At 63.0% G+C, this 21,473-nt stretch carries 22 protein-coding genes, 1 other RNA gene and 1 pseudogene; 9 read left to right on the top strand and 15 right to left on the bottom strand.

Going from position 1 to position 21,473, the window contains the following annotated elements:
• Window positions 1-68 precede the first annotated feature (68 nt).
• The 5 genes from ACOKS3_RS01115 to ACOKS3_RS01095 are packed head-to-tail and all read right to left on the bottom strand — an operon-like array spanning window position 69 to window position 4,882.
• On the bottom strand, window positions 69-1,286 hold the full coding sequence (locus ACOKS3_RS01115; protein WP_181004454.1) for a 2-octaprenyl-3-methyl-6-methoxy-1,4-benzoquinol hydroxylase: 1,218 nt from the start codon (window positions 1,284-1,286) through the stop codon (window positions 69-71).
• A 9-nt stretch (window positions 1,287-1,295) separates the two neighbouring features.
• The gene (locus ACOKS3_RS01110) at window positions 1,296-1,778 is read right to left on the bottom strand and encodes a DUF4442 domain-containing protein (RefSeq protein WP_254482553.1); all 483 of its coding nucleotides are present in this window, start codon (window positions 1,776-1,778) and stop codon (window positions 1,296-1,298) included.
• The gene (gene ubiH, locus ACOKS3_RS01105; RefSeq protein ID WP_422763381.1) at window positions 1,775-2,974 is read right to left on the bottom strand and encodes a 2-octaprenyl-6-methoxyphenyl hydroxylase; all 1,200 of its coding nucleotides are present in this window, start codon (window positions 2,972-2,974) and stop codon (window positions 1,775-1,777) included. Before ubiH ends, ACOKS3_RS01110 begins: the two co-directional genes overlap by 4 nt.
• On the bottom strand, window positions 2,971-4,305 hold the full coding sequence (gene pepP / locus ACOKS3_RS01100) for a Xaa-Pro aminopeptidase (protein WP_103446186.1): 1,335 nt from the start codon (window positions 4,303-4,305) through the stop codon (window positions 2,971-2,973). The genes ubiH and pepP overlap by 4 nt, the downstream gene beginning before the upstream one ends.
• Before the next feature lie 22 nt (window positions 4,306-4,327).
• On the bottom strand, window positions 4,328-4,882 hold the full coding sequence (locus tag ACOKS3_RS01095; protein WP_422763380.1) for a YecA/YgfB family protein: 555 nt from the start codon (window positions 4,880-4,882) through the stop codon (window positions 4,328-4,330).
• Window positions 4,883-5,064: 182 nt separating this feature from the next.
• Here ACOKS3_RS01095 and ACOKS3_RS01090 point away from each other — a divergent pair, with 182 nt between their 5' ends.
• From ACOKS3_RS01090 to ACOKS3_RS01075, 4 genes are all read left to right on the top strand, one after another.
• Complete coding sequence (locus ACOKS3_RS01090) at window positions 5,065-5,247, top strand: TIGR02449 family protein (protein ID WP_029886233.1); 183 nt, start codon at window positions 5,065-5,067, stop codon at window positions 5,245-5,247.
• Complete coding sequence (locus ACOKS3_RS01085; protein ID WP_103446188.1) at window positions 5,244-5,564, top strand: cell division protein ZapA; 321 nt, start codon at window positions 5,244-5,246, stop codon at window positions 5,562-5,564. Before ACOKS3_RS01090 ends, ACOKS3_RS01085 begins: the two co-directional genes overlap by 4 nt.
• Before the next feature lie 17 nt (window positions 5,565-5,581).
• Window positions 5,582-5,761, top strand: a non-coding RNA gene (gene ssrS, locus ACOKS3_RS01080) — 6S RNA.
• A 56-nt stretch (window positions 5,762-5,817) separates the two neighbouring features.
• Window positions 5,818-6,426, top strand: coding sequence for a 5-formyltetrahydrofolate cyclo-ligase (locus ACOKS3_RS01075; RefSeq protein WP_103446189.1), 609 nt, complete (start codon window positions 5,818-5,820; stop codon window positions 6,424-6,426).
• Between the two features lie 20 nt (window positions 6,427-6,446).
• Here the strand turns inward: ACOKS3_RS01075 and ACOKS3_RS01070 are convergent, their stop codons facing one another.
• The gene (locus tag ACOKS3_RS01070) at window positions 6,447-6,596 is read right to left on the bottom strand and encodes a hypothetical protein (RefSeq protein WP_165837333.1); all 150 of its coding nucleotides are present in this window, start codon (window positions 6,594-6,596) and stop codon (window positions 6,447-6,449) included.
• A gap of 178 nt (window positions 6,597-6,774) precedes the next feature.
• Here ACOKS3_RS01070 and ACOKS3_RS01065 point away from each other — a divergent pair, with 178 nt between their 5' ends.
• Window positions 6,775-7,227 (top strand): EVE domain-containing protein, encoded by a 453-nt coding sequence (locus ACOKS3_RS01065; protein WP_060485681.1) that lies wholly within the window; start codon window positions 6,775-6,777, stop codon window positions 7,225-7,227.
• 91 nt (window positions 7,228-7,318) lie between these two features.
• On the opposite strand, the gene ACOKS3_RS01060 is transcribed toward ACOKS3_RS01065, so the two are convergent.
• On the bottom strand, window positions 7,319-7,723 hold the full coding sequence (locus tag ACOKS3_RS01060) for a flagellar basal body-associated protein FliL (RefSeq protein WP_027920870.1): 405 nt from the start codon (window positions 7,721-7,723) through the stop codon (window positions 7,319-7,321).
• Between the two features lie 169 nt (window positions 7,724-7,892).
• On the opposite strand from ACOKS3_RS01060, the gene ACOKS3_RS01055 reads away from it, so the two are divergent.
• The gene (locus ACOKS3_RS01055; RefSeq protein WP_422763379.1) at window positions 7,893-8,870 is read left to right on the top strand and encodes an NADPH:quinone oxidoreductase family protein; all 978 of its coding nucleotides are present in this window, start codon (window positions 7,893-7,895) and stop codon (window positions 8,868-8,870) included.
• A 95-nt stretch (window positions 8,871-8,965) separates the two neighbouring features.
• Here ACOKS3_RS01055 and ACOKS3_RS01050 read toward each other — a convergent pair whose 3' ends face one another.
• The 5 genes from ACOKS3_RS01050 to trxA all read right to left on the bottom strand — a co-directional run bounded on the left by ACOKS3_RS01050 (window position 8,966) and on the right by trxA (window position 14,241).
• Entirely contained in the window at window positions 8,966-9,616 is a 651-nt protein-coding gene (locus ACOKS3_RS01050; RefSeq protein ID WP_103446191.1) for a gamma-glutamylcyclotransferase, read from the bottom strand.
• A gap of 246 nt (window positions 9,617-9,862) precedes the next feature.
• On the bottom strand, window positions 9,863-10,831 hold the full coding sequence (locus ACOKS3_RS01045) for a CDP-6-deoxy-delta-3,4-glucoseen reductase (protein ID WP_103446192.1): 969 nt from the start codon (window positions 10,829-10,831) through the stop codon (window positions 9,863-9,865).
• A complete protein-coding gene (gene ubiD / locus ACOKS3_RS01040) occupies window positions 10,831-12,297 on the bottom strand; it encodes a 4-hydroxy-3-polyprenylbenzoate decarboxylase (protein WP_027920866.1) in 1,467 nt (488 codons plus the stop codon). The genes ACOKS3_RS01045 and ubiD overlap by 1 nt, the downstream gene beginning before the upstream one ends.
• A 123-nt stretch (window positions 12,298-12,420) precedes the next feature.
• On the bottom strand, window positions 12,421-13,680 hold the full coding sequence (gene rho, locus ACOKS3_RS01035) for a transcription termination factor Rho (protein WP_003253661.1): 1,260 nt from the start codon (window positions 13,678-13,680) through the stop codon (window positions 12,421-12,423).
• A 231-nt stretch (window positions 13,681-13,911) separates the two neighbouring features.
• On the bottom strand, window positions 13,912-14,241 hold the full coding sequence (trxA, locus tag ACOKS3_RS01030; RefSeq protein ID WP_016392405.1) for a thioredoxin TrxA: 330 nt from the start codon (window positions 14,239-14,241) through the stop codon (window positions 13,912-13,914).
• 241 nt (window positions 14,242-14,482) lie between these two features.
• On the opposite strand from trxA, the gene ppx reads away from it, so the two are divergent.
• On the top strand, window positions 14,483-15,985 hold the full coding sequence (gene ppx / locus ACOKS3_RS01025) for an exopolyphosphatase (RefSeq protein ID WP_103446193.1): 1,503 nt from the start codon (window positions 14,483-14,485) through the stop codon (window positions 15,983-15,985).
• Here the strand turns inward: ppx and ppk1 are convergent.
• Window positions 15,972-18,203, bottom strand: a complete 2,232-nt coding sequence (gene ppk1 / locus ACOKS3_RS01020; RefSeq protein ID WP_103446194.1) for a polyphosphate kinase 1 — start codon at window positions 18,201-18,203, stop codon at window positions 15,972-15,974. The genes ppx and ppk1 overlap by 14 nt on opposite strands.
• Before the next feature lie 213 nt (window positions 18,204-18,416).
• Here ppk1 and ACOKS3_RS01015 point away from each other — a divergent pair, with 213 nt between their 5' ends.
• On the top strand, window positions 18,417-19,061 hold the full coding sequence (locus ACOKS3_RS01015; RefSeq protein WP_181004444.1) for a DedA family protein: 645 nt from the start codon (window positions 18,417-18,419) through the stop codon (window positions 19,059-19,061).
• 501 nt (window positions 19,062-19,562) lie between these two features.
• On the opposite strand, the pseudogene ACOKS3_RS01010 reads toward ACOKS3_RS01015, so the two are convergent.
• Window positions 19,563-20,189, bottom strand: a pseudogene (locus tag ACOKS3_RS01010) (sterol desaturase family protein); the annotation flags it as partial.
• Between the two features lie 113 nt (window positions 20,190-20,302).
• Here ACOKS3_RS01010 and elbB point away from each other — a divergent pair.
• Window positions 20,303-20,968, top strand: coding sequence for an isoprenoid biosynthesis glyoxalase ElbB (gene elbB / locus ACOKS3_RS01005; RefSeq protein ID WP_103446196.1), 666 nt, complete (start codon window positions 20,303-20,305; stop codon window positions 20,966-20,968).
• On the opposite strand, the gene ACOKS3_RS01000 is transcribed toward elbB, so the two are convergent.
• Window positions 20,969-21,421 (bottom strand): YaiI/YqxD family protein, encoded by a 453-nt coding sequence (locus ACOKS3_RS01000; RefSeq protein WP_103446197.1) that lies wholly within the window; start codon window positions 21,419-21,421, stop codon window positions 20,969-20,971. It lies immediately after the preceding gene.
• Between the last annotated feature and the right edge of the window lie 52 nt (window positions 21,422-21,473).

Here is a 21,473-nt window from a genome sequence, read left to right as displayed (position 1 = left end):
CATTTTCCAGCTCATCATCCGAGCAGTTACTGGATGTTGCAGAGGGCTGCAAAGCAGCCCCAGCAATCTCAAGCCTTGGCAAGATCAGGCAGGTCCCCGGTCAACCCCAACGCCTGGCGCACGAACAGCGCCTTGGCCTCCGGCATCTGGTCCACCAGCTTCAACCCGCTGTTACGCAACCAGCGCAGCGGCAGCGGATTGGCCTGGAACAACCGCTCAAAGCCTTCCATCGCCGCCATCAACGCCAGGTTGTGCGGCATGCGCCGGCGCTCATAACGGCTGAGCACTTTTACATCCGCCAACCGCTCACCGCGCTCGCAGGCATTCTCCAGCACCTCGGCCAGTACTGCGGCGTCGAGGAAGCCCAGGTTGACGCCCTGCCCGGCCAGCGGGTGAATGGTGTGCGCGGCATCGCCGATCAACACCAGCCCTTCGTCCACGTAGCGCTTGGCGTGGCGCTGGCGCAACGGCACGCAGACGCGCGGGTCGGCCTCCAGCACATCCCCCAGACGCCCCTCGAAGGCGCGTTCCAGGGCCTTGAGGAAGGCCTGCTCATCCAGTGCCATGATCTGCTCGGCCTGCTCCGGCGTCGTCGACCAGACGATCGAGCACCAGTCCTGCTTGCCGTCACGCGACAGCGGCAGGAACGCCAGCGGCCCCTCATCGGTGAAACGCTGCCAGGCGGTGGCTTGGTGCGCAGCACTGCAGCGCACGCTGGTGACGATTGCGTGATGCAGGTAATCCCATTCGCGGGTCTCGCAGCCGGCCAGCCGGCGCACCGCCGAGTTGGCGCCATCGGCGGCCACCACCAGCGGTGTCCGCAGCTGGCGGCCGTCGGCCAGGGTCAGCAGCCATTCGTCACCGGAGCGGCGCAGCTGCTCCAGGCGGGCATTGGGCAACAGGCCAATGTCGCTGTCGTGCAGGCGCTCCAGCAGACCGTCCTGTACCACCCGGTTCTCGACGATATGGCCGAGCACCTGGGCATGCACGCTGGCTGCCGAGAAATGAATCTGACCGGTACCGCTGCCGTCCCACACATGCATGTCGGAATACGGCGACACGCGCCGCCCGGCGATGCCTTCCCAGGCCCCCAGGCGTTCGAGGATGCGCTGGCTGGCTGCCGACAGGGCACTGACCCGTGGCTCGAACGGAGCGGCGCCATCGAACGGTTTCACCGACAGCGGGCCGCCATCGAGCAGGAGAATTTCCAGGCCGCTGTGGCGAAGCGCCAGGGCCAGGGCGCTGCCGACCATACCGGCACCGACAATCAACAGATCTGCGCGCATTTCCATGCTTTACGCCTGCCTCGCTTGCGGCTTGAGCCGCACGTATAGGGTTTTATCGACCCGTGCCACCAGCTCGCCGGCTTCGTCACGGATATCGACCTGCACACGCGGCAGGTACTTCTTGCCGGTGGCGGTCTGCTGGCGGATCTCGTCCAGCAACGCGTCATCGACGTGGAATTCGGCGTACACCGTGCCTTTGCCCGGGGCGATGAAATCGATGCTGGCAGCCTTGTCCCAGACGATGTACTCGCGGCCCAGCTGCTCGATCAACAGCAGCATGTAGAACGGGTCGACCATCGAATACAGGCTGCCGCCGAACTGGGTGCCGACGTAGTTGCGGTTCCAGCGGGTCAGTTTCATGCGCACCTTGACGCTGCGCATGTCCGGGCTGATGTGCTGGATGTGGATGCCAGCGCCAAGGTACGGCGGGTAGAAGTTCAGCAGCCAGCGCAACATGCGCGCCCGGCGCGCCAGCCTGCGCGGGTTGCTCATGCCTGACCCCGCGGATCGGGGCGGGTGCCGAGGCCCATGGCCTGGCGGGCGAACCAGCTTTTTGCCGGTGGCAGCAGGTCGAGCCCGAGCAGGCCGATATTGCGCCCCGCCGCCAGCAGCGGCTGGTTGCTGCCGAACAGGCGGGTGACCTGGTCGGAGAAGCCAATGGTCAGGGCCTGGTCGAGGCGCTGGCGCTGGTGATAGGTCTGAAGGCTGGCAAGATCACCCGGATGTTGCGGGCCAGCCAGCAGCGCATCGGCCAGCGACTGCACGTCACGCAGCGACAGGTTGAAGCCCTGCCCGGCAATCGGGTGCAGGCTGTGCGCGGCGTTGCCCAGCACTACAAGATGCGGGCGAACCTGCTCCTGGGCTTCGATCAGCGCCAACGGGTAGAGATGCCGGGCACCGACCTGGCGCAGGGCGCCGAGGCGATAGCCAAAGGCATCCTGCAGCTCACGCAGGAAGCTGCGCTCGTCGATTTCGGCCAGGCGCCGGGCATCCATCCCCTGCCGCGTCCAGACCAGCGCGCAGCGGTTTTCAGGCAAGGGCAGCAAGGCCATCGGGCCTTGCTCGGTGAAGCGTTCGAAGGCTTGGCCGCAGTGGGCCTCGCCCGGGGTGATGTTGGCGATCAGCGCGCTCTGCTCGTAGGGCGTACGGCGCACATGGATACCCAGTTGCTCGCGCAGGCCGGAGCGGCCACCGTCAGCCAGCACCGCCAGGTCGCATTCCAGGCTGGTGTCGTCGTCCAGCAGTAGGCGGTAGCCACCTTCGACGGCCTGCATCGCCTTCACTTCGGCCGGGCAGCGCCAGCTCACCACCTCGCTGTCCAGCCCTTGCCAGAGGCACTGACCGAGCCAGGCGTTCTCCACCACGTAACCCAGGGCCGGTACGCCCTGCTCCGTGGCATCCAGGCGCGTAGCACCGAAACGGCCCCGATCAGAGACCTGGATCTGTCGGATCGGCTCGGCGCGCGGGCTGATGGTTTGCCACAGGCCAAGGTGCTGGTAGATCTGCCGGGTGCCGAAAGACAATGCCGAGGAACGTGCATCGTAGCTGGGCTGGAAGCTGTCGCCGGGGGCGAACGGCTCGATCAGCAGGATCTTCCAGCCACGTGCCTTGGCGCCGGCCTGCAGGGCCAGGGCCAGGCTTGCGCCGACCAGACCGCCACCGATAATCGCCAGGTTGACCCGGTTCATGCCGCGTCCTTACGTGCAGCCTGCATCAGCGCCTCGATCTCGGCGACCGTACGAGGCACACCGGAGGTCAGAATGTCACAGCCTTGCCTGGTCACTACCACGTCGTCCTCGATCCTGATGCCAATGCCGCGCCATTTTTTTGCGACCGACTCGTTGTCGGCGGCAATGTAGATGCCGGGCTCGACAGTCAACGCCATGCCAGGCTCCAGCACCCGCCACTCGCCGCCCACCTTGTATTCGCCAACATCATGCACATCCATGCCCAGCCAGTGCCCGGCACGGTGCATGTAGAAGGCCCGGTAGGCCTCGCTGTCGATCAGCGCCTGCACCTCACCCTTGAGCAAGCCGAGTTCCACCAGGCCTTCGGTGATGACGCGCACGGTCGCCTCGTGGGCGTGGTTCCAATGCTTGCCCGGAGCGATCTCGGCAAATGCGGCGGCCTGGGCCTTGAGCACCAGCTCGTAGATGGCCTTCTGCTCGGGCGAAAAACGCCCGCTGACCGGGAAGGTACGGGTGATATCGCTGGCGTAGCAGTCGATCTCGCAGCCAGCATCGATCAGTACCAGGTCACCGTCCTTGAGCGGGGCATCGTTCTGCTGGTAGTGCAGGATGCAGCCATTGCGCCCGGCGGCGACGATCGAGCCGTAGGCCGGCATCTTCGCCCCGCCCTTGCGGAACTCGTAGTCCAGCTCGGCTTCAAGGCTGTATTCGTGCAGCCCGGCGCGGCAGGCCTGCATGGCCCGTACATGGGCGCGCGCAGAGATCTCAGCGGCGGCCCGCATCACTTTCACTTCCGCTGCCGATTTATACAGGCGCATGTCGTGCAGCAGATGATCCAGCGCAACGAACTCGTTCGGCGGCTGGGCGCCGAGGCGCGCCTTGGAGCGGATCACGTTGATCCAGTCCATCAAGCGTCGGTCGAACTCAGCGTTGCTGCCCATGGCGCTGTAGACCCGTTCGCGGCCTTCGATCAGGCCCGGCAGGATCTCGTCGATGTCGGTGATCGGGAAGGCATCGTCCGCGCCAAAGTCACGGACTGCGCCTTCCTGGCCGGCGCGCAGCCCGTCCCATTGCTCGCGCTCCGGGTTGCGCTCGCGGCAGAACAGCACGTACTCGCCATGCTCGCGGCCAGGGATCAGTGCGATCACCGCCTCTGGCTCGGGGAAGCCGCTGAGGTACTGGAAATCGCTGTCCTGGCGGTACACGTGCTCGACATCGCGGTTGCGAATGGCAACCGCGGCAGCCGGCAGGATGGCAATGCTGTTGGGGACCATCTGCGCCATCAGCGCCTTGCGCCGACGGGCATACTCGGCCTTGGGTATGTGGCTCATGGGCAGGACTACCCCCGGTTGATCAGTGCAGCGAAGGTTTTGGTGCAGGTGCGGCAGGCGCCGCCAGCTCCGTGTACAGCAGCAGCGGTGCGACGCGCAGGTACTCCATGACTTCCATGTAGTCGCTCTCGCCGTCTTCGGATTCTTCGAGGGCTTCCTGGACCTGGGAAATGGCCACCAAGTCCTGCAGCACTTCCTTGGCTTCGGTAGACAGGTCCTTGCCACCGGCGTTCAGGCCAAAGCCGGTGATGAAGCCCTGGCACCACTGGCCCAGCGCCTCTGCGCGGTCGGCCAGCGCGGCATCGTCGCTCGGCAGCAGCAGGATGATGGCCATGTCTTCGCTGTTCAGCTCGCCCTTGACCATCTCTTGCAGGCCGATCAGGGCATTGCGCACGGTGTCGCCGGGTTCGGTTTCCAGCAGTTGGGCGGCGTCGGCCAGCCACGCCTCGGCATCGAAGCCGGCACCGGCGCAGCTGCGCCCGATCAGCAGGCCGTGCAGCTCGGCAGGGGTGACAGGATGGCCATTGCTCGAGAGCAGCATGGCAAAAGCAACGTAAGGCGATTGAGTATTAGGCATGGTCGGCTAGGCGCCAGACGGCGCATTTGACTAGAATGAAGACCTTGTATCCTAGCACCGGCAGGCGCGCCAAGACCATCGGCACTGGCCGCCGCTGCGCAGGGAGAGGCATCATCGCAGGGTGATTCAACGACGGAGCGAATCGAGTGCAACCCACGCAAGAGAACGACCTGCAAGCGCTGATGAGCCGATTCGAGTTGCTGATTGAACGCGTCGAGCAACTAAAACGGCAAAATGCACTCCTAGTAGCTCAGGAAAAATCCTGGCGCGAGGAGCGCGCCCACCTCATCGAAAAGAACGAGATCGCCAAGCGCAAGGTCGAGTCGATGATTTTACGCCTGAAGGCCCTGGAGCAAGACTCATGAGTTCAAGCAATAGCGTCACCGTGCAGATCCTCGACAAGGAGTATTCGATCATCTGCCCGCCGGAAGAGCGCAACAACCTGGTCAGCGCCGCGCGCTACCTGGACGGCAAGATGCGCGAGATCCGCAGCAGCGGCAAGGTGATCGGTGCCGACCGCATTGCGGTCATGGCGGCGTTGAACATCACTCACGAGATGCTGCACCGCCAGGAGGAACGCAGTGACGCGCCGGTGAGTGGCACCAGCCGTGAACAGGTGCGTGACCTGCTGGAACGGGTCGATCAGGCTTTGTCCGACGACGCGGGTACCAAAAACGGCTGAGATTGGTATACTGGCGCCACTCCCTGGGGGATGCGCCAGTCGGTTATGTCCCTGAGCCGATACGCACAACCACGGGGGTTGCACGCTGGGGCCGGTGTGCATGTCCGCCCGACGGAAAGCCTTAACGCCCCCTGCAATCTCCACCTTGAACTTTCGGGTTCAAGGGCTACACCGATAGCGGTCTTATCGGGGAGCCTGATTCTTCCTGCCCAGCGCTCGGCTGGGCAATCCGACACCTGGGATAACCAGTGCCATGACCGAAACTGCGCCGCTCACCCGCCCCCAGCTTCGTCGCCTGCTTCGCAATGCCCGCCGCGCCCTCACACCCGCCCAACAGCACCAGGCTTCACGCGGCCTGTTCCGCCAACTGGCGCAGCACCCCTTGTTCCGCCGCGCCCGACATATCGCCTTGTACCTGCCCAATGACGGTGAAATCGACCCGCGCCTGCTGCTGCGCGAGGCCCAGCGCCGGGGCAAGCGCACCTACCTGCCGGTGCTGCATGCCTGGCCGCGTACGCGCATGGTGTTCCAGCGTTTTGAACAGGGCGAAAAGCTCAAGCGCAACCGCTTCCGTATTCCCGAACCGTTGACCGATCGTCGGCGCCAGCGCCCGATCTGGTCGCTGGACCTGATCCTGCTGCCGCTGGTCGGCTTCGATGAAGTCGGCGGGCGATTGGGCATGGGCGGGGGTTTCTACGACCGCAGCCTGGCCTACCAGGCACGGCGCAAGACCTGGAAGAAACCGTTGCTGCTGGGGCTGGCGCATGAATGCCAGAAGGTCGAACGACTGGCGCAGGCCAGTTGGGATGTACCGCTGCAGGGCACGGTCAGCGACCGTAGCTGGTACCTGGCGCCGAAGTAAGCGGCGTCAGCGAGGGGATATCAGCGTTGCTGAGGGTTGGCGTCGACTGGCGTCTGATAGGCGGTATCCAGCTTGCGCTCCCAGATGCCCTGGGCATAACCGGTGGTGACCACACCAAGGCCAAAGATGAAGACCAGGATCCACAGTAGATCCGGTTTGCGTTGATTCATCGAAGAATGCCCCCCTAGGCATACGTTCAGGCTCGGCGACCTTCTAGGTGCCGCCGGAGCGTCTAGCTTTAAAATCGGCGCATTTTCCGACAACCTGAGTCTTCACGCAAACGTTGACGCCAACCGGCTGTCGGTTTCATGCAACAGGTTATTTCAAACCTTTTCAGGAGCAGTATCCATGGCCTATTGGCTGATGAAATCCGAGCCCGACGAGCTGTCGATCGAAGGCCTGGGCCGCCTGGGCGAGGCACGCTGGGATGGCGTACGCAATTACCAGGCGCGCAACTTCATGCGGGCCATGAGCGTAGGCGACGAGTTCTTTTTCTACCATTCCAGTTGCCCGCAACCGGGCATTGCCGGCATCGCCCGCATCACTGCAGCGGCCTACCCCGACCCGACGGCACTGGACCCGGAAAGCCACTACTTCGACGCCAAGGCCAATGCCGAAAAGAACCCTTGGAGTGCGGTAGACGTGGCCCATGTGAAGACCTTCCGACAGGTGCTGGGGTTGGGGCTGCTGAAGCAGCAGAGTGCGCTGGCAGAGTTGCCACTGGTGCAGAAAGGCACGCGGTTGTCAGTGATGCCGGTGACTGAAGAGCAGTGGGCGGCGATCATCGCACTGGCGCGCTGAGTTCGGCTTGAGTGTTGCAGCGCGTATGCGATCGAGCGCCGCGCGGGCGACGCTCGATATCACAGGCGCCAGATCTCTAAAGCCAGACCAATCACTGCACAATCAAGTTATTGAACAGCAGATCCTCGACAATCGGCTTGCCCTCTTCCGATTCCATCACCTGCTGCACCTGCTTCAACGCTTCCTGGCGCAGCTTCTCCTTGGCGTCGACGTTGCTCATGCTATCCACCGTCTGCTGGGTGAACAGGGCCACCAACTGGTTGCGGATCAACGGCTCCTGGTGCTTGACCGCAGCAGCCGCGGCATCACCGGTCACGCGCAAAGCCACATCGGCCTTGTACACGCGCAGCTTGGGGCTGCCATCGAGGGCGTAGTTGCCGACGAAGGGTGGGCTCAGGGTGATGTAGGAAACTTTCGGCTCCCCTTCCTTGGCTTCTTCGGCCATGGCCGCCGCTGGCAGCATCAGCGCCAGTACCATCAAGATCCACGCTTTCACGAATTCGCTCCTCAAAACAGTTGGCGCCAGCTTACCCAGCATGCCGCGCAAACCCAAGCACGGGCTTGTGCCAGCACTTATGTCAGCACATCAGGGCGGGGCATGCTCGTTGACCCGGCAGGCGACCCTCCTACACTTATCGGCCACTCCACGCAAAGGAATAGCCCCGATGAAAGCTGTCTTGTGCAAAACCCTGGGCCCGGCTCGCGACCTGGTGCTGGAAGACGTGGCCAGCCCGGTGCCGAAGAAGAACGAGATCCTGCTCGATGTGCAGGCTGCCGGGGTCAATTTCCCCGACACGCTGATCATCGAAGGCAAATACCAGTTCCAGCCCCCGCTGCCATTCTCGCCAGGTGGCGAGGCCGCCGGCGTGGTCGCTGCGGTCGGCGAACGGGCCGGTACTTTCAAGGTGGGCGACCGGGTGATGGCCTTGACCGGCTGGGGGGCGTTCGCCGAGCAAGTGGCGGTCCCGTTCTACAACGTGATGCCGATCCCCGAGCACATGGATTTTGCCACCGCAGCGGCGTTCGGCATGACCTATGGCACCTCGATGCATGCCCTCAAGCAGCGCGGCCAGTTGCAGCCAGGCGAAACCCTGCTGGTGCTCGGCGCATCCGGTGGCGTTGGCCTGGCAGCGGTGGAAATCGGCAAAGCCATGGGCGCAAGAGTGATCGCCGCAGCCAGCAGCGCCGAGAAACTCGCCGTTGCCAAGGCTGCCGGGGCTGACGAACTGATCGACTACAGCCAGGCCAGCCTCAAGGAAGAAATCAAGCGCCTGACCGGCGGCCAGGGCGTGGACGTGATCTACGACCCGGTGGGCGGCGAGCTGTTCGACCAGGCCGTGCGCGGGCTGGCGTGGCAGGGCCGGCTGCTGGTGGTGGGATTTGCCAGCGGGACGATTGCGCAGATGGCGGCGAACCTGGTGCTGCTCAAGGGGGCGGCGGTACTTGGGGTGTTCTGGGGGGCGTTTGCCCAGCGCCAGCCAGAGGATAATGCTGCGAACTTCCGGCAATTGTTTGCCTGGCATGCCGAGGGCAAGTTGAAACCGTTGGTGTCGAAGACTTATCCACTGGCTGAAGCGGGGGCCGCAATCGAGCAGCTGGGGCAGCGCAAGGCTGTGGGTAAGTTAGTGGTTTTGGCCAGATAAGCAGGACTGGCCCCTTCGCGGGCAAGCCCACTCCTACAAGGGATAGCGTTTTCCCTGTAGGAGCGGCCTTGTCCCGCGAAAGGGCCGGCAGCCGCTCACACCTCTCGCAGGTTATGGCAGCGCCTGAACCGCGCCTCAAGGTTCCGATCTGGCATCTGATGGCTGCGCAGCGCATTCAATGTCTGCTCGACATAGTCTCGCGTGGTGCCATAGCGCCCCTTGGCACTCGCTAGAATCTGGCTGAGCAAGGTATCCGGCAGGTTGCCCGCATAGCACGGCAGATGCCGTTCCAGCACAAACCCCAACGCCTGCACCTTGCTGCCATCGCCCAACCGGCAGCTGAGCCAGTGCGGCCGATACGCCGGATAAGGCATTTCCCGCTGCCACAGGGCCATCAGCGAATCATCGAGGTTGCTGTCTTCAAGTCGGTAGGCAAAACCGCTGCAGGAGCCGCCGCGATCGAGGCCGAACACCAGGCCTGGCGTTTCCGGCGTCCCCCGGTGCTCGTGCGACCACAGGTACAACCCACGGTGATAACCATGTACTCGCGCCCGTTGGCGCTCCACCGAATTACATTCAGGCCGCCAGATCAACGAGCCATAGGCAAACAACCAGACAGGGCCACCTTCATGGCGCGACATGGTCATTTGCATGGAATTGAGCAACTGCTCACGGGTCAGTTGCTGACCGAAGTCGAGCGTCGGAGGATATGCAACTTCCCAGGACAAACTTTCAAGTGCCGACATAAGCTGCCGCCATTATTCCCTGTTTACTACGCATAAAGCGGGAGGCTCTGATGACGCGGCCTGCGCGGCCGCGCCAGCAGCGCTTGCAGTAACCATAGGATAGAAATGCGCCAATACTCAAGTCCCATGAACAGAGTTTCATGCACAGTTCCGACGACTGGGAAGTATTATTTCGATGGCCGCGAAAGTTAATGACCAAGGCGGTAACAATGACCGCCTTATACCCCTTACTTCAAACTTCGGTTATTAACCGCGCGGTGCGTAGGCAAACACATCGGCGCGCATGCGGTGCGCATCCATGCCGGCCTCGACCAGGGCGTCGAGGGTGGCGTAGACCATGTTCGGCGAGCCGCTGGCATACACATGCACGGTATTGAGGTCTTTCACGTCCTCGCACACCGCTTCGTGCAGCATGCCGCAACGCCCTTCCCAGCCACACAGGTCGCTGACCACCTTGTGCAGGAACAAGTTGGGCAAGCGCTCCCATTCAGCCCAGTGCTCGATGCTGTAGAAGTCCTCCGGGCGACGGACACCCCAGTACAGGTGCACCGGATGCTTGAAGCCCTGGGCGCGGCAATGTTCGACCAGGCTGTGCATCTGGCCCATGCCGGTGCCAGCGGCAATCAGCACCAGCGGCCCGTCAGGCAACTCGGCCAAGTGGGTATCGCCGAACGGCATTTCGATACGCGCCACGCGGTCACGCTGCAGTTGCGCCAGCAACTGCAGCGCGCTGGCTTCGCGGCCCAGCACATGCAGTTCAAGGTCCCGCCCGGAATGCGGCGCAGAGGCTAGTGAGAAGGCCGCCGGCTTGCCGCCCTCGCGCTCGATCATAAGGTATTGCCCGGCATGGTAACGCGGCGGCTTGCCGGCCGGCGCGCGCAGGCGCACGCGCCAGACGTCGCCACCGACCTCGACGCATTCGCTCACGCTGCACGCCAGCTTGCGCACTGGCAGCTCGCCCAAGGCAAGCACACCATCCCAGAGCAACACACAGTCCTCCAGCGGTTCGGCAATGCAGGTGAACAACTCGCCATGGTCACGGACTACACCGTCCTGACGCACGCTTCCTTCGACCAACAACGCGGCGCAGACATGGCAATTGCCATTGCGGCAGCTGTTTGGGCAGTCATAGCCCAGCCGCCGCGCTCCATCCAGGATCCTTTCCCCGGGTTCGAGCGCCAGCACCGCCCCGGACGGCTGCAACGTTACCTGCATCAATCTATTCCCAACTGATCCCACAGCTCATCGATACGGCGGGTGACGGCCTCGTCCTTGACGATGACCCGGCCCCATTCGCGTGTAGTCTCGCCCGGCCACTTGTGCGTGGCGTCCAGGCCCATCTTCGACCCCAGCCCCGATACCGGCGACGCAAAGTCCAGGTAGTCGATCGGCGTGTTGTCGATCATCACCGTATCACGCTTGGGGTCCATGCGCGTGGTGATGGCCCAGATCACATCGTTCCAGTCGCGGGCGTTGATATCGTCGTCGGTGACAATAACGAACTTGGTGTACATGAACTGTCGCAGGAACGACCACACACCCAGCATCACGCGCTTGGCGTGACCTGGGTACTGCTTTTTCATGGTCACCACCGCCATGCGGTACGAGCAGCCTTCCGGCGGCAGGTAGAAGTCGACGATCTCCGGGAACTGCTTCTGCAGGATCGGCACGAACACTTCGTTCAGCGCCACACCCAGGATCGCCGGTTCATCCGGCGGCCGGCCCGTGTAGGTGCTGTGGTAGATCGGCTTCTGCCGGTGAGTGATGCGCTCGACGGTGAACACCGGGAAGCTGTCCACTTCGTTGTAGTAGCCGGTGTGATCGCCATACGGGCCTTCCGGGGCCATTTCGCCCGGATGAATCACGCCTTCGAGGATGATCTCGGCGGTGGCCGGCACCTGCAGGTTGCTGCCCCGGCACTTGACCAGCTCGGTGCGGTTGCCGCGCAGCAGGCCGGCGAAAGCGTATTCGGAAAGGGTATCCGGCACTGGCGTCACGGCGCCAAGGATGGTGGCCGGGTCAGCGCCCAGGGCTACGGCAACCGGGAACGGCTGGCCCGGGTTCTTTTCGCACCACTCACGATAATCCAGGGCGCCGCCACGGTGGCTCAGCCAGCGCATGATCACCTTGTTGCGGCCGATTACCTGCTGGCGGTAGATGCCCAGGTTCTGGCGGTCCTTGTTCGGGCCACGGGTCACGGTCAGGCCCCAGGTGATCAGCGGCGCCACGTCGCCTGGCCAGCAGTGCTGGATCGGCAGTTGGCCGAGGTCGACATCGTCACCCTCGATGACCACTTCCTGGCACACCGCGTCCTTGACCACCTTCGGCGCCATCGACACGACCTTCTTGAAGATCGGCAGCTTGGACCAGGCGTCCTTCAGGCCTTTCGGCGGCTCGGGTTCCTTGAGGAAGGCCAGCAGCTTGCCGATCTCGCGCAGTTCGTCGACCGACTCGGCGCCCATGCCCATGGCCACGCGCTCTGGCGTGCCGAACAGGTTGCCCAGTACCGGGATGTCGAAGCCAGTGGGCTTTTCGAACAACAACGCCGGACCCTTGGCGCGCAGGGTGCGGTCGCAGACCTCGGTCATTTCCAGGACAGGGGAAATCGGAACCTGGATGCGCTTGAGTTCACCGCGCTGCTCCAGGCCACGGATGAAGTCGCGCAAATCGCGATACTGCATGCATGAGCCTCGTGTTGGCCGTATCGGTCGGGGTGCAGAGTGTAGCGCCGATAGGGCCGCAATAGCCAAAGTACAGATAGCAAAAAGCCGGGTTTCCCCGGCTTTTCGCGTGGTACGACGATCTTACTTGCGCTTCATCGACAGGAAGAACTCGTCGTTGGTCTTGGTCTGCTTGAGCTTGTCGACCAGGAACTCGATGGCGGCGATCTCGTCCATCGGGTGCAGCAGCTTGCGCAGGATCCACATGCGCTGCAGTTCGTCGTCGGCGGTCAGCAGCTCTTCGCGGCGGGTACCGGAACGGTTGATGTTGATGGCCGGGAACACGCGCTTTTCAGCGATGCGACGGTCCAGGGGCAGCTCCATGTTGCCGGTACCCTTGAACTCTTCGTAGATCACTTCGTCCATCTTCGAGCCGGTTTCGACCAGCGCGGTGGCGATGATGGTCAGCGAGCCGCCTTCCTCGATGTTACGCGCGGCACCGAAGAAGCGCTTCGGCTTCTCCAGGGCGTGGGCATCGACACCACCGGTCAGCACCTTGCCGGAGCTCGGGATCACGGTGTTGTAGGCACGCGCCAGACGGGTGATGGAGTCCAGCAGGATGACCACGTCCTTCTTGTGCTCGACCAGGCGCTTGGCCTTCTCGATGACCATTTCGGCAACCTGCACGTGGCGGGTTGGCGGCTCGTCGAAGGTCGAGGCGACCACTTCGCCGCGCACAGTGCGCTGCATTTCGGTCACTTCTTCCGGGCGCTCGTCGATCAGCAGGACGATCAGGTGGCACTCGGGGTTGTTACGAGTGATGTTCGCCGCGATGTTCTGCAGCATGATGGTCTTACCGGCTTTCGGCGGAGCGACGATCAGGCCACGCTGACCTTTGCCGATCGGGGCGCACAGGTCGATGACGCGACCGGTGAGGTCTTCGGTGGAGCCGTTACCGGCTTCCATCTTCAGGCGCTTGTTCGGGAACAGCGGCGTCAGGTTCTCGAACAGGATCTTGTTCTTCGCGTTTTCCGGACGGTCGAAGTTGATGGTGTCGACCTTCAGCAGGGCGAAGTAACGCTCCCCTTCCTTCGGTGGGCGGATCTTGCCGACGATGGTGTCGCCGGTACGCAGGTTGAAACGGCGGATCTGGCTTGGCGAGACGTAGATGTCGTCGGGGCCGGCCAAGTAGGACGCATCAGCCGAACGCAGGAAACCGAAACCATCCTGGAGAATCTCCAGCACGCCGTCACCCGAGATCTCTTCGCCGCTTTTCGCGTGCTTCTTCAGCAGGGCGAAAATCACGTCCTGTTTGCGCGAACGGGCCATGTTTTCGATGCCCATCTGTTCGGCCATTTCCAAAAGATCGGTAATCGGCTTTTGCTTGAGTTCAGTCAGGTTCATAAGGGGAGTGACGTAATCATGTAAGAAGGGAGAATTAAGCTTTGGCTTAATGAGGCCGCGCCGCTAGATGGCGACAGGATCGCGTACTGATTCGAATTAGGGATGCTTCGGCGACGGCGTGCAGAGGGCACTGGAGAAGCAGTGCGAGGCCGAATGTAACACTTGCTTTTTTCTGCGTCTAGTGCTCTGAAAAAGAAAAAACCCCGCATTTGCGGGGTTTTTTGCTTCACATCACAGGTGGGCGTCGAGGAACGCGGCCAGCTGCGATTTGGACAGGGCGCCGACCTTGGTGGCTTCGACGTTGCCGTTCTTGAACAGCATCAGGGTCGGGATGCCGCGCACGCCGTGCTTGGCCGGGGTTTCCTGGTTGTCGTCGATGTTCAGCTTGGCGACGGTCAGTTTGCCCTCGTAGGTAGCGGCGATGTCGTCCAGAACCGGAGCGATCATCTTGCATGGACCGCACCATTCAGCCCAGTAGTCGACCAGCACCGGGCCTTGAGCCTGCAGGACTTCGGCTTCGAAGGTGGCGTCGGTGACGTGTTTGATCAGATCGCTGCTCATGGATATCTCCAGGGTCGTAAGCAAAAAACGTGGCCCATGATAGCGGCACCCAGGCCCTACAGGAAGTCACGGACGATTGAGTGTAACTATAGTTGTGCAAGACGCCGCGAATCGAAACTGTCACACAAGTGTCATAGCATGGAATGGCACATTGCCTTGCATCAAGGCCCGGTGCGGTGCGCGTTGGCGTCAGCCAAGGATCGTGGCACGATTGCCGGGTTACCGACCGAGAACACACAGAATGCCGCATACCTCCGCGAAGAACCTGTCCCTGATCGCCGCCATCGACCTGGGCTCCAACAGCTTCCACATGGTCGTGGCCAAGGCGCACCACACCGAAATCCGCATTCTCGAGCGGCTCGGCGAGAAGGTTCAGTTGGCCGCCGGCATCGACGAAGAGCGGATGCTCAGCGAAGAAGCCATGGAGCGAGGCCTGGAATGCCTCAAGCGTTTTGCCCAACTGATCAACGGCATGCCCGCAGGCTCCGTGCGCATCGTCGGCACCAACGCCCTGCGCGAAGCGCGCAACCGCAACGAATTCATCCAGCGTGCCGAAGCCATCCTCGGCCACCCGGTGGAGGTCATCTCCGGCCGGGAAGAGGCGCGCCTGATCTACCTCGGTGTATCGCACACCCTGGCCGACACCCCCGGCAAACGCCTGGTCGCCGATATCGGCGGCGGCAGTACCGAGTTCATCATCGGCCAGCGCTTCGAACCGCTGCTGCGCGAAAGCCTGCAGATGGGCTGCGTGAGTTTCACCCAGCGCTATTTCCGCGATGGCAAGATCACCCCGGCGCGCTACGCCCAGGCCTACACGGCCGCACGCCTTGAGCTGATGAGCATCGAAAACGCCCTGCATCGCCTGACCTGGGACGAGGCCATCGGCTCGTCCGGCACCATCCGCGCCATCGGCGCCGCGATCAAGGCCGGGGGCCTGGGCAATGGCGAGGTCAATGCCGAGGGCCTGGCCTGGGTCAAGCGCAAGCTGTTCAAGCTGGGCGAGGTCGACAAGATCGACTTCGAAGGCATCAAGCCTGACCGGCGCGCCATCTTCCCCGCTGGCCTGGCGATTCTCGAGGCCATCTTCGATGCCCTTGAGCTGCAGCGCATGGACCACTGCGACGGCGCCCTGCGCGAAGGCGTGCTATTTGATCTGCTTGGCCGCCATCACCACGAGGATGTACGCGAGCGCACCCTGAACTCGCTGATGGAGCGTTATCACGTCGACCAGGGCCAGGCAGCACGCGTCGAGCGCAAGGCGCTGCACGCTTTCGACCAGGTGGCCAAGGCATGGAAGCTTGAAGATGGAAATTGGCGCGATCTGCTGGGTTGGGCGGCGAAAATCCACGAAATCGGGTTGGATATCGCCCACTACCACTACCACAAGCATGGCGCCTACCTGATCGAGCACTCCGACCTGGCCGGTTTTTCTCGCGACGAGCAGCAGATGATGGCCCTGCTGGTTCGTGGCCACCGTCGCAACATTCCCAAGGACAAGTTCTCGGAGTTCGGCGACGAGGCCGTGCAACTGATTCGCCTCTGCGTGCTGCTGCGCTTCGCCATCCTGTTCCACCACATCCGTGGCAACCAGCAGATGCCCAAGGTAGAGCTGCAGGCAGGCGAGGACAGTCTCGAAGTGGTGTTTCCGGCAGGCTGGCTGGAACAGAACCAGCTGACCCAGGCCGACTTCGCCAACGAGGCGGAGTGGCTGGCCCGGGTCGGCTTCGTCCTCAGCGTACGTTGAGGAGCGGGTTGCTCAGGCGCTCCAGCAGGGTCGCCTGGGCACTGCGCGGGTTCTGGTTGCCGGTCGGGCTGCTGCGTACGTAGCGCCCGTCAGGCTGCAAGGTCCAGGCGTGAGTGTTGTCGGTCAGGTAGCCTTCCAACTCCTTCTTCACCCGCAGCAGCAGCTTCTTGCCCTCTACCGGGAAGCAGGTCTCGACGCGCTTGTCGAGGTTGCGCTCCATCCAGTCGGCGCTGGACAGGTAGATCTGCTCTTCGCCGCCATTGAGGAAGTAGAACACGCGCGTGTGCTCAAGGAAGCGGCCGATGATCGAGCGCACCTGGATGTTGTGCGAAACCCCCGGAATGCCTGGGCGCAGGCAGCACATGCCGCGTACCACCAGGTCGATCTTCACGCCCGACTGGCTGGCCTTGTACAGCGCCTTGATGACCTTGGCGTCGGTCAGCGAGTTGAACTTGGCAATGATGTGCGCGGGCTTGCCCTCCAGGGCGAACTGGGTCTCCCGGGCGATCATGTCGAGCATGCCCTTCTTAAGGGTGAACGGCGCGTGGAGCAACTTCTTCATGCGCAGGGTCTTGCCCATGCCGATCAGCTGGCTGAACAGCTTGCCGACGTCCTCGGTGAGGGCGTCGTCAGAGGTCAGCAGGCTGTAGTCGGTGTACAGACGGGCGTTGCCGGCGTGGTAGTTACCGGTACCCAGGTGCGCATAGCGCACGATCTCACCCTGCTCGCGACGCAGGATCAGCATCATCTTGGCGTGGGTCTTGAAGCCGACCACGCCGTAGATCACCACCGCACCGGCTGCCTGCAGGCGGCTGGCCATCTGCAGGTTGGACTCTTCGTCGAAGCGCGCGCGCAGTTCGATCACCGCGGTGACCTCCTTGCCGTTACGCGCCGCATCCACCAAGGCGTCGACAATCTCCGAGTTGGCCCCGGAGCGGTACAGGGTCTGGCGCACGGCGAGCACGTGTGGGTCCTTGGCGGCCTGGCGCAGCAGGTCGATCACCGGGGTGAAGGACTCGAACGGGTGCATCAGCAGGATGTCTTGCTTGCCGATCACGCTGAAGATGTTGTCGGCGTTCTGCAGCAGCTTGGGGATGGCCGGAGTGAACGGCGTGTACTGCAGCTCCGGGTGGCTGTCGAGGCCGGTGATGCTGAACAGGCGGGTCAGGTTGACCGGGCCGTTGACCTGGTAGAGCTCGCTCTCGCTCAGGCTGAACTGCTTGAGCAGGTAGTCCGACAGGTGTTTCGGGCAGGTGTCGGCGACTTCCAGGCGCACGGCGTCGCCGTAGCGGCGCGAGAACAGCTCACCGCGCAGGGCGCGCGCCAGGTCGTCGACTTCTTCGGAATCCAGCGCCAGGTCGGCGTTACGGGTCAGGCGGAACTGGTAGCAACCTTTGACCTTCATGCCCTGGAACAGGTCATCGGCGTGGGCGTGGATCATCGATGACAGGAAGACGTAGTTGTCGCCTGGGCCACCGACGTCTTCCGGTACACGAATGACGCGCGGCAGCAGGCGTGGGGCCGGGATGATCGCCAGACCGGAATCGCGACCAAAGGCGTCGACACCTTCGAGCTCGACGATGAAGTTCAGGCTCTTGTTCACCAGCAGCGGGAACGGGTGAGTCGGGTCGAGGCCGATCGGGGTGATGATCGGCGCGATCTCGTCGCGGAAGAAGCGGCGCACCCAGGTCTTGAGCTTGGGCGTCCAGTAGCGGCGACGAATGAAGCGAATGGCGTGCTTTTCCAGCTCCGGCAGCAGCACGTCGTTGAGGATCGCGTACTGGCGCTCCACCTCGAAGTGCACCAGCTCGCTGATGCGTGCCAGCGCCTGATGCGGCTGCAGGCCGTCGGCGCCGGCCAGTTCGCGGGCGAAGTTGATCTGCTTCTTCAGGCCAGCGACGCGGATCTCGAAGAACTCGTCGAGGTTGCTGGAGAAGATCAGCAGGAATTTGAGGCGTTCGAGCAGCGGATACGATTCGTCCAGCGCCTGTTCCAGCACACGGATGTTGAATTGCAACTGCGAAAGTTCGCGATGAATGTACAGGCTGCTGTCGTCCAGGCTCGGGACGGTGATGGCCGGCGTCGGCGCAGGAGCCGGGGCGGCGACCTCGACCACCGGTCCCACGACCTCGGGCAGGTCTGGCGGGGTCTGTACCATCTCTTCGGGGACTGCCTGGGCATCCTTGATCGCGACAGGGGTTAGCACTTCATTATTCATCTGACGTTCCTGAGGACGTTAACGCCCTATGATCAATTGAGCGGCAAGATAAGCGCCCATTATGACGGCTGTGTTACAGCTTCGCGCAAGCCGCGACTTAAGGCTGCCGGTATTGTCTGCGTAGGAATAGTTCACGTCGAGACACATTTGGACACTTTCACGAATGCGCGCGAAGGGGTAGGCTGCGCGTTCATTTCGCCAGCACCTCAGAAAATGCTCCAACAATTCCTGCAGGATTTCGGCTACTTTGCCCTTTTTCTAGGCACCTTCTTCGAAGGCGAGACCATTCTGGTACTTGCGGGATTCCTTGCGTTCCGCGAATACATGGACATCAAGCTGGTGGTCCTGGTGGCCTTCTGCGGCAGCTACGCCGGCGACCAGCTGTGGTACTTCATGGGGCGGCGGCACGGGCGCAAGATCCTTGCACGCAAGCCACGCTGGCAGGCGATGGGTGACCGGGCGCTGGAGCACATCCGCCGCCACCCGGACATCTGGGTGCTGAGCTTCCGCTTCGTCTACGGCCTGCGCACGGTGATGCCGATCGCCATTGGCCTGTCCGGCTACTCACCACGCCGCTACTTGCTGCTGAACGGCATCGGCGCCGCCGTATGGGCCCTGGCACTGGGCCTGGCGGCCTACCACTTCGGCGCCATCCTCGAAGGCATGCTGGGCAGCATCAAGAAGTACGAGCTATGGGTGCTCGGCGGCCTGCTGCTGCTGGGTGGCCTGCTCTGGCTGCGCCGGCGTTTTCGCACCATCCGCGCCGAGCGCCGCGCGGCGGCAGAAGAGCAGCCCGCCGGCACTGAGCAGCAGGTAGCCGCCAAGAAGCAGCCAGAACACGGGCACGATCACCGCTAAGCCCAGCGTGCCGGCCAGATACAGCGCCGGCACCAGCGTCAACAGGCGCGCCAGCTCCAGGCGCATGGCCCATGGCCGGTTTTCCAGGGCCGCCCCCAGCACGAACAAACCGAACGCCATCAGTGACCAGCCCAGCACCAGGGCGGCGCTCGGCACACGCTCGGCCACGTCCATCAGATAACTGCCCAACGCGATGTAGACGGTGAACTGCACCGCCACGTACACCTGCCACGCCCGGCCCAGGGCAATCTCGAACTTGCGGAACAGCGCCAGGTTCTGTTTCGCCTGTGGATAAGTTGCCGCGACATCGGCCGGGCGCCAGCCGGTGGGCATGAACCAGATGCGCAGCTTGTCTTTCCAGCTGCGGGTGCGGCGGGCATCGCTGTAAAGCTGGGCGTAGAACTGCAGGTTGGCCCACAGCGGGTTCCAGCTGGCCAAGGGCGTGGTCACGCCGAACACCACCGGCTCGGCCGGGTCCTCCTCCTTGAACGTACCGAACAGACGGTCCCAGATAATGAACACACCGCCGTAGTTGCGATCCAAGTAGGCAGGATTCTGCGCATGGTGGACTCGATGGTTGGACGGTGTGATCAGCAGCCACTCAAGCCAGCCGAGCTTGGGGATGTGCCGGGTGTGTACCCAGAACTGGTACAGCAGGTTCAGCGAGGCCACGGTGATGAACACCACGGGCGGCACGCCGATCAGCGCCAGCGGCAAGTAGAAGATCCACGAGAAGATGAAACCGCTGCTGGTCTGGCGCAGCGCCGTAGTGAGGTTGTACTCCTCGCTCTGGTGATGCACCGAATGCGCCGCCCACAACACGTTGCGCTCATGGCCCAGGCGGTGCAGCCAGTAGTAGCACAGGTCGTACAGCACGAAGGCCAGCAGCCAGACCCACACGGCGTCCGGCGGCAGGCGCAGCAGCGCCAGGTGCTCCCAGGCCAGGGCATAGGTCAGCAGCCCTACCCCTTTGGTCAGCAGGCCGGTGCTGGTCGACAGCGCGCCGGTGCTGAGGCTGTTGATCGAATCGGCCAGGGTGAAGTTGCGCTGACCGCGCACGCGGTCGGCGACCAGCTCCAGGGCGATCAGCACGAAGAAGAACGGCACGGCCAGCAGAATCAGGTCCATGGGCAACGCTCGGCAGGGTTATCCACAGAGATTAGGATGCGCCCGCGGTAATCCCTATGGCTACATCTGCCAAACTAGAGGACATTTAGCGCCTCGAAAATGGAGTAATGAGCATGACCAAGAAAGTAGCGGTGATTCTTTCCGGCTGTGGCGTCTACGACGGCGCCGAAATCCACGAAAGCGTGATCACCCTGCTGCGCCTCGACCAGCGCGGCGCGCAGGTGCAGTGCTTTGCGCCGAACATCGCGCAGATGCACGTGATCGACCACCTGACTGGTCAGGAAATGCCGGAATCGCGCAATGTGCTGACCGAATCGGCGCGCATCGCCCGTGGCGAAGTGAAGGACATCCGCGAGGCCAAGGCCGAAGACTTCGATGCGTTGATCGTGCCAGGCGGTTTCGGCGCGGCGAAGAACCTGTCCAACTTTGCCGTGGAAGGCACTGAATGCACAGTGAACCCGGACGTGCTAAGCCTGACCGAAGCCTTTGCCGAGGCCTGCAAGCCGGTTGGCCTGATCTGCATCTCGCCGGCGCTGGCGGCGAAGATTTATGGCCCGGGCGTGATCTGCACCATTGGCAATGACGCGGGCACCGCGGCAGCTGTGGAAAAGATGGGCGGCAAGCATGAGGAGTGCGATGTGCATGACATCGTCGAGGACACCCAACGCAAGCTGGTGACTACCCCGGCCTACATGGTGGCCAAGTCGATCAGTGAAGCGGCCAGCGGCATCTACAAGCTGGTGGACCGGGTGCTGGAGCTGACCCACGAAGGGGCGTGATCAGCCCTTGCTGAGGCGTGTCAGGATCCGATCCAGAGCATTGGCGAAGGCCTGCTTCTCGCGTTCGCCATAGGGCGCCTGCCCTCCCCCGACCTGGCCCTGCTCACGCAGCTCGGTGAACAGGTTGCGCACCGCCAGGCGCTCGCCCATGTTGCGTTCGTCGAACTCGCGGCCACGTGGGTCCAAAGCCGCCACACCCTTCTTGATCAGGCGGTCGGCCAACGGTACGTCGCTGCAGATCACCAGCTCGCCGGGCACGGCGTGCTCGACCAGGTAATCGTCGGCCGCGTCCATGCCGCTGGGCACCACGATCAGGCGGACGATCGCGAAGGCTGGCTTGGCCACGGCCTGGCCGGCCACCATGACCACCTCAAGCTGGCGCTTGAGGGCGAATTTGACGATCAGGTCCTTGGCTGCCTTGGGGCAAGCGTCGGCGTCGATCCAGATGCGCATTTAGCTAAATCTCTATTTTCCTGCCCTGGCCTCTTCGCGGGCACGCCCGCGA

Origin of the sequence: Pseudomonas sp. HS6-2 (genome assembly GCF_049325675.2) — a bacterium.
GTDB classification, from domain to species: domain Bacteria; phylum Pseudomonadota; class Gammaproteobacteria; order Pseudomonadales; family Pseudomonadaceae; genus Aquipseudomonas; species Aquipseudomonas putida_N.
Note: the sequence above shows the minus strand (reverse complement) of the source record. Positions and strands in the feature narration are given on the sequence as shown.